Genomic DNA, 6,459 nt, shown 5'->3' on the forward strand with positions numbered 1-6,459 from the left:
GCCTTAGGTCTGCGTCCACCGCTGATTGGCGCCGCCGTTGCAGGTCCACAGCACCATCCGGGTGCCGTCGGTGGTACCCGCACCGTAGGCGTCCAGGCACAGGCCCGCGTTGACGTTGGTGAGGGTGCCGTCGCTGTTGACGTTCCACTTCTGGTTGTTCTGGCCGTTGCAGTCCCAGATGACAACCTTGGTGCCGTCGGTGGTGCCGAGGTTGTAGGCGTCGAGGCACTTGTCGCCGTACAGCACGAGTTCCTTGCGGGAGGTGTACGTCCAGGCCTGGTTGGGGCCGCCGTTGCAGGACCACAGCTCGGCCTGGGTGCCGTTGGTGATCGTGTTGTCGTAGACGTCGAGGCAGCGGCCCGACTGCGCGCCGACCAGGAGCGTGCCGTTCGTGCCCGGCAGGGGGCGCACGGTGAGGTCGGCGAGCGTGGGGGCGCCGGAGAAGGTCAGGGTGTTCGAGGCGCCCTTGGACAGGGACACGGCGACGGAGACCGTGCCCTGGGCGGAACCCGTCGGCGGGAACGAGACCGTCGTCGCCGTCTGGCCGTCGACCTGGAGGGTCGCGGTACGGGCGGTGGCGGCGGTGTTGGTGTAGGCGACGTCGACGACGTCCAGGCCGGTGTGCGCGGCGCTCACGCCGGTGAAGCTCGACGTGCCGGTGTAGGTGGCGCCGGCCGCCTCGGTGCCGCCGGTGACGGTGAGCAGCACGGAGCCGCCGGCCGGGACGCTCGCGGTGTACCCGGTGGCGTAACTGCCGAGGCCGGTGCGCGACCACAGGTCGCGTACGGCGGCGGAGGCCGAGGTCAGGCCGAGGTCGGCCCAGCGCACGGTGATGTTCTGTGCGGCGGAGGTGCGGTTGAGCAGCACGACGGCGCGGTTGCCGGTGCCGGCCAGGACCCTGCCGTACACCTGCGCCCCCGTGGTGTCCTCGGCGACTTTGACACCCTGGAGGCCGCGCGGGTCCTGGTCCACGGCGATGACCTCGGGGTTCTTCAGGACGGCGGCGGTCTCGGAGGTCATCGTCGCCAGGTTGTTGCCGGCCAGCAGGGGTGCGCCGGAGATCGCCCACAGGTTCATGTGGGTGCGGTTCTGGGCGGTGGTGAAGCCGTCCATGCCGACCATCAGCATGTCCGGGTCGTTGTAGTAGCCCGTGTGCTGGGCGGTGGGGTGCAGGGTCTGGTCGAAGTTGGACAGCAGGTTCGACATGGCGGGCCGGTCGCCCCAGTAGATGATGTCGGTGCTGGTCCGGTACATGGGGGCGAGGCCCGGGGCCCAGTTCCAGGGGTTCTGTTCGCCCCAGTTGCACAGGGAGAGGGTGAGCGGGCGGCCCGTCGCGGCGGTGGCCGCGGTGACCGCGGCGCTGATCGACCGGTACGTGCTGGGCGCGTCGAGCCCCTCGGCGTGACCGCCGCACCAGTCGACCTTCACGAAGTCGAAGCCCCAGGTGGAGAACTGGAGCATGTCCTGGGCGTAGTGGCCCTCGCTGCCGCTGCCGGGCGCGGCGGGGCGGCCGGTCGGATAGTAGTAGCCGCAGCCGTCCTTGCCCGCGTCGGTGTAGATGCCGGCCTTCAGGCCCTTGCTGTGGATGTAGGCGGCGACGGCGCTCATCCCGCCGGGCCACTCCGTCTCGTCGACGGTGATGTTGCCCGCGCTGTCCCGGGTGCCCTGCCACCACCCTTCGTCGATGTTGATGTACTGGTATCCGGCCGCGGGAAGACCGGCCGCGACGAACGCGTCGGCCTGCTGTTTGATCACCCCGTAGTCGATCTGGGCGGCGAAGCTGTTCCAGGAGGCCCAGCCCATCGGGGCGGCGGCGACGGGGATCTGACGGCTGGTCGCGGCCTGGGCGGGGCCGGGCTGGGCGAACAGGAGTGCGGCGGTCGCGGTCAGCGCCAGCACGAGAGCACGTACGACGGCCTCCCGGCGACGCCGAGCGCGGCTCGTTCGAGGTGGGGGGAACATGCGGCTCCTTCGACCGGAGACATCCCGGCTGATTCGAAATATCGAACGCGGATCGGCTTTCCGAACAGTTCGGCGCGCCGAAGGTAGAGCCGTGGGAGAACGAAGTCAACGGATGTGACGTCAGATGCCAACTCGCCACCGCACAAACACCGTTCACTCGAGGAAGTCGCGCGCAAATCTGAAGATCTCGCAGGCGGCGTTCCGCAGCCCGGCGGCCCCTCGGTGACGCTCCCAGGAAACCTCCGCAACCCGGACGACCCCGAGTGCCGTCCGTCCGGCGGCCCCGTCAACTACGTCATCACACGGGACGGCACCCAGCCAACCTCGAACCCACCGTTCCCCACGGACTCCTGAACCCCGAAGCGACCGGGCACGCGGCGGGAATGAAGGGCTGACGCCCGACGCTCCCGCCGCACCGGGCCCTGCGGTCACGGCCTCCGAAGCCGTGTGCGGGGGCTCGAACCCTGCCGGGGGCACTTCGCAGGAAGTGCCCAAAGACCCCGTCACCAGCGGAAACGCTGAGGACGGGGTCTTCGTGTTTGTGCAGGCGTACGCCGCTCGAAGCGGGCGTATGTCGGGGTCTGTGGACGAGGCGTGGACGGGATCTTCGTCTATTGCCGCAGGCCAGCCCGGAAACGAATAGCTCCTCCGGGCAGGGACGCGGAGCCTCTGCCGCGGAGCCGGCCACCACTGCAACCTCAGCGGCGACCGGTGTGTCCTAGCTCGTAACGGGGCGAGGAGGCGCAGATGTGTGAGCGCAGGTCCGTACGGAGCGACAGCCGGGGGAAGTACCGCTTCCTCAAGGGGTGGGCCTCGCTGGCAGGCGTCGTGGCCTTCGTGGTGTGGCTCGCATTCGATCCGTTCGAACTGACCTGGAACCAGGTTTTCGGCGGCGCAGTGGCACTGTCCGCAGCGGGCGCTGTCGCGAGCTTGCTGCTACGGCGGTGGGGCTGGGCTCGTCGTCGGGCCGGCCGAATTCCTCCACCGGGCCGCCTCGCAGGGGGGCTGGTCACCAGGGTTGGTGTGCCATCGCCGCTGCTGAACCCCCGCTGGGCCAGAGCCCGATCGACTGCTGTGGGTTTCCTGCTGTTCGCCACCATCGCCGGATACATGGGATGGAAAGCCGGCCAGGAGGACCAGATGCTGCAGAACCTCCGGGAGCACGGCCAAAGGACCGAAGCGACCGTAGTCGCCATTGCCGGCCGGTCGGAAGAGGGCCGGGCGAACTCCTTAACCGTGCGCTTCACTGCACCGTCCAGCACGGTGCAGGCGGATATCGATGTCGGAGACGGCTCGGGAAACGACGCGAAGCCCGGAGGCCAAGTACCCATCGTCTACAACCCGTCGGACCCCACGGAGGTCCGCCACGCTGACCGCCTGGACGGATCCGACGCCGACGGAATTCGACAGGGTTCCGTGGTGGTCGGACTGCTCGCGGCAGGTTTTCTGGTGGGGACCGTCCGAGAGGTGGTGCGTGTCAAGGAGCAGTACGCAAGCTCCGCTGCAGCACCAACCGGATCACCGACATCGTGAAGGCCGTCGTCGTCCTTCACCACGCCTCAACCTGAGGTCGGAAAGGGCTCCCTGCCAAGCGGCGACGTCGTCCACACCGTGAAGGCCGCGACCCGGGGCGCGACAAGCGTCGGCTGCCTCATCACTCGGAGCCGTGCCAGATCCGTGCCAGGCGGGGCGGAGAGCACAGGGAATGGCGGGGTACCGAACCGCTGACGCCGAAGCGGTTCGGGACAGTCGGCCGCAGGTCAGGTACCCAACAGGCCCTGGAACACCTCAGCTTCCCAAGCTCAGAGCGGAGCACGAAGACGACCAGGGTCCAAAGTGTGGAGGCCGCTGGTCATTTCGGCTGCGCTCCCCGTGTCTGTACCACGCTCCGGCAGAATGCGAGTGTGTCCCTCGATGCCGTCGACGCCGTGAACTGGTCCGCGATACCCAACCCGACGGCCCACCCATCCGATGATCCGGAGCGCGTAGCCCACGCGCTGCGACGGCTGGCGGTTTCCACCACCGCCAACGAGACAGGTGACGCGGCATCCCTGCTCGCCGGTGGCGGCTTCGTCTGCAGCCACGCCGGCATGGTGTTCCCGGCCGCCTACGCGGCCACCCCGATCCTGCTCGATCTTGTCGAGCACGGCCGACGGGCGCGCATCAAAGACGCAGCTCTCGGCCTCCTCTTCGACGCACTGTGCTCCTTGCCGCCCGCCGGCCACAATCGGGTGGACACCCCCCACGGCACCAACGCCCCACTTTGCTGCGCCATAGCCGGGCGCATCCGCAGCCGTCACACTGTCCTTCGCGCCCACGGGCGTTTTGGCAGGCAACTCCTCGCAGAAGCAGAGCTTCACTGGCAGCTGACCATCGAGGAGACGGAGCTCCAACCCGACGGCACGCTCACGGCCATTGCCGCACTCCAAGGCACGCCGCTCCCAGCGCCGGCTCAGGCCGAACTGCACGTGCCGCCCTTCGTCCAACCTGCCGCGACAGTAAGTATCGAAGCCCTGACGGTCGACTCGTCCGGCGCCGCGTTCATCCAACTCGAGCAAACACCGGCCAAGATCATCCCGGGATCAACCCTGTACGCGACGGAATGCGGCCTCCGCGAACACTGAACGCCGCGCCGCCCACTCTCTGAACAGCCGCATCACAACCGCACCGGATCGAGCGGGGAACAGCGGCGACTCACGGTGAAAGCAACCGAGCCTCCGGAGCCACGCATCAGCCCTTCGCCCAGTTCAGCCCACCAACTGGCCTCAGAGTGCCCCAGCTTCCCAAGCCGATGGCCCGGCAGCTCAGTACGGCCGCGGGATCCGGTGCTCGCCCAACGCCGCCTCATACCGTGCCAGCAGAGCATCCAGGTTCGCCAGAAGAAAGCCGGCGGAGTCCCGAGCCTCATCCAGGTCGCCTCGCTCGCACGCCTCGACCACCTCGGCCACGTCATCGCGGAGGATGCGAAGGGAGTCTCCCTGCACCACGATCCCTGGGAACCGCCTACCTGGCATGCGAACCACGGCGTCGTTGCCGCCGTCGGTAAACAGTTCGACCTCAACGCGCTCCATCGGCCCATCCAACCTGACATCACCAGTTGACATCAACGTCGTTGTCCAGGCGTATGCCGCTCGAAGCGGGCTCTGGTCATTGCGCTCACGGCTGTCAGCCACGACTTGTCCCATACAGCGTCAGTATCAGCGTCACAACGGCAACGCCGGCCAAGAGCGCGGCGCCAAGCTGTTCGTCACGCCGAGATTCACGCACGACGAAGAAGCCGACAACGGCGATCAGGGCGAGAGTCGACGTGTCAGGCATTCACGCCTCCCGCTCTTTCGCCGCGGAGTCGGCCACTCGACCGATGGCAGGCGGCCGGGCTGCTCGGATGCGGGAGGTTTCCTCGCCATCCTGACTGTGGCGCGTGCGGCGGCCAAGCCGCTTGAGCTTGCGGCGCACTCGCTCGCCCAAGGCTTCGGCGTCACCCTGCGGCTGGGAGGTGAGTTCCAACACACTGGCGGCCGCCTCGGTCCAACTCTGCGTTCCCGGACGGGACCAGGCGAGCGCGACGGCCTGCTCGACAGGAGACATCTGCTCCAGCACGGCGAGCACATGCGGGTTGTCAGGCAGTGTTGCGGTAAGGATGTCCGCAGGGTCGGGACCTCCTGCGACGAGGTCGGCGAGAGTCAGCCCATTCTCCAGAATCGGGACATCCAGGCTGAGCAGCCGCTCCCCGGCGCAGCGTCGGCGCCACAGTGGCGTGAGCTGTCGGTGGATCTCCCTCACCTCACGCATCAGTTGGGCGAGAGCCCCCCGGCGGATGGTGCCGTGTGTGTAAAGGGTGCTCGCCCAGTCGCCGAGGAGAGCCGTGGTAACCGGTTCCTGCCAGCGAGCACCCCGCCACAAGCCCAGGTCAACGGCCATGAACTGCTCGATGAGTTCTGCGTTGCCGAGCGCGGCCTCGTTCCGTGCTTCCACGGCCCGCGCCGCGAGCATGGCTTCACGGGCCTCGGCACGGGCCTCCGGAGACTTCGGCTTCTCGGCGATCCGTTCTTCAAGGGCGACTCGACGCCATCTGTTATCGACCTCTCCCCCAGTCCAGGTCCGCACGATGCGTCCCGGGTGGAGCCGAGGGCTCTCCAGGAATAGGCGTCCTGCAAGCAGTCGTCCACCATCCCTTTCATTCCCGAAATAGAAGTAGGAGCTGTCGCGGACTTCCCCGTGGCCCGCATATGCGATGAGGTCGTCCTCCCCCAATACAGGGAGGCCGTGAGCGGACCGTGGATCAATGGGCACAGGTTTCGGCTCAGGAAGTACCCGCCACCGCCTCTCCAGGCCGTACTGCGCCCAGAAGGCGTCGAGGTCCTTGAGTTCTTCCGTCGCCGACGTGTCCGTCCCTGAGGGCGGTCATGTCCCGTGGGGTGGTGTAGTCACGGCAGCTGTTTCGGTTCCGGTTGTGGGGTGATCTGCGGTTCGGGTTCGTCCGGCTCGGTGGTGAAG

Annotated in this window: 6 protein-coding genes; 2 read left to right on the forward strand and 4 right to left on the reverse strand. The window is 67.8% G+C overall.

Translation table 11 applies throughout. The annotated features are described in order from the left end of the window. Positions 1-3: 3 nt before the first annotated feature. Positions 4-1,962, reverse strand: coding sequence for a ricin-type beta-trefoil lectin domain protein (locus tag ACWC24_RS21835; RefSeq protein WP_450664496.1), 1,959 nt, complete (start codon positions 1,960-1,962; stop codon positions 4-6). An 828-nt stretch (positions 1,963-2,790) separates the two neighbouring features. On the opposite strand from ACWC24_RS21835, the gene ACWC24_RS21840 reads away from it, so the two are divergent. Further along, entirely contained in the window at positions 2,791-3,495 is a 705-nt protein-coding gene (locus tag ACWC24_RS21840; protein WP_450664497.1) for a DUF3592 domain-containing protein, read from the forward strand. A 371-nt stretch (positions 3,496-3,866) separates the two neighbouring features. Continuing rightward, positions 3,867-4,586, forward strand: a complete 720-nt coding sequence (locus ACWC24_RS21845) for a hypothetical protein (protein WP_450664498.1) — start codon at positions 3,867-3,869, stop codon at positions 4,584-4,586. A gap of 180 nt (positions 4,587-4,766) precedes the next feature. Here the strand turns inward: ACWC24_RS21845 and ACWC24_RS21850 are convergent, their stop codons facing one another. The 3 genes from ACWC24_RS21850 to ACWC24_RS21860 form a co-directional block, all read right to left on the reverse strand. Further along, positions 4,767-5,033, reverse strand: coding sequence for a DUF6959 family protein (locus ACWC24_RS21850; RefSeq protein ID WP_450664499.1), 267 nt, complete (start codon positions 5,031-5,033; stop codon positions 4,767-4,769). Between the two features lie 94 nt (positions 5,034-5,127). Next, on the reverse strand, positions 5,128-5,280 hold the full coding sequence (locus ACWC24_RS21855; protein ID WP_450664500.1) for a hypothetical protein: 153 nt from the start codon (positions 5,278-5,280) through the stop codon (positions 5,128-5,130). Beyond that, on the reverse strand, positions 5,281-6,069 hold the full coding sequence (locus ACWC24_RS21860; protein ID WP_450664501.1) for a hypothetical protein: 789 nt from the start codon (positions 6,067-6,069) through the stop codon (positions 5,281-5,283). Positions 6,070-6,459 lie beyond the last annotated feature (390 nt).

The sequence above is a fragment of the Streptomyces sp. NPDC001443 genome (assembly GCF_053597355.1).

Bases quoted from the DNA above. Each gene is read 5' to 3' on its own strand.
- ACWC24_RS21835 (WP_450664496.1), bottom strand. From the start codon at position 1,962: ATGTTCCCCCCACCTCGAACGAGCCGCGCTCGGCGTCGCCGGGAGGCC.
- ACWC24_RS21850 (WP_450664499.1), bottom strand. From the start codon at position 5,033: ATGGAGCGCGTTGAGGTCGAACTGTTTACCGACGGCGGCAACGACGCC.
- ACWC24_RS21855 (WP_450664500.1), bottom strand. From the start codon at position 5,280: ATGCCTGACACGTCGACTCTCGCCCTGATCGCCGTTGTCGGCTTCTTC.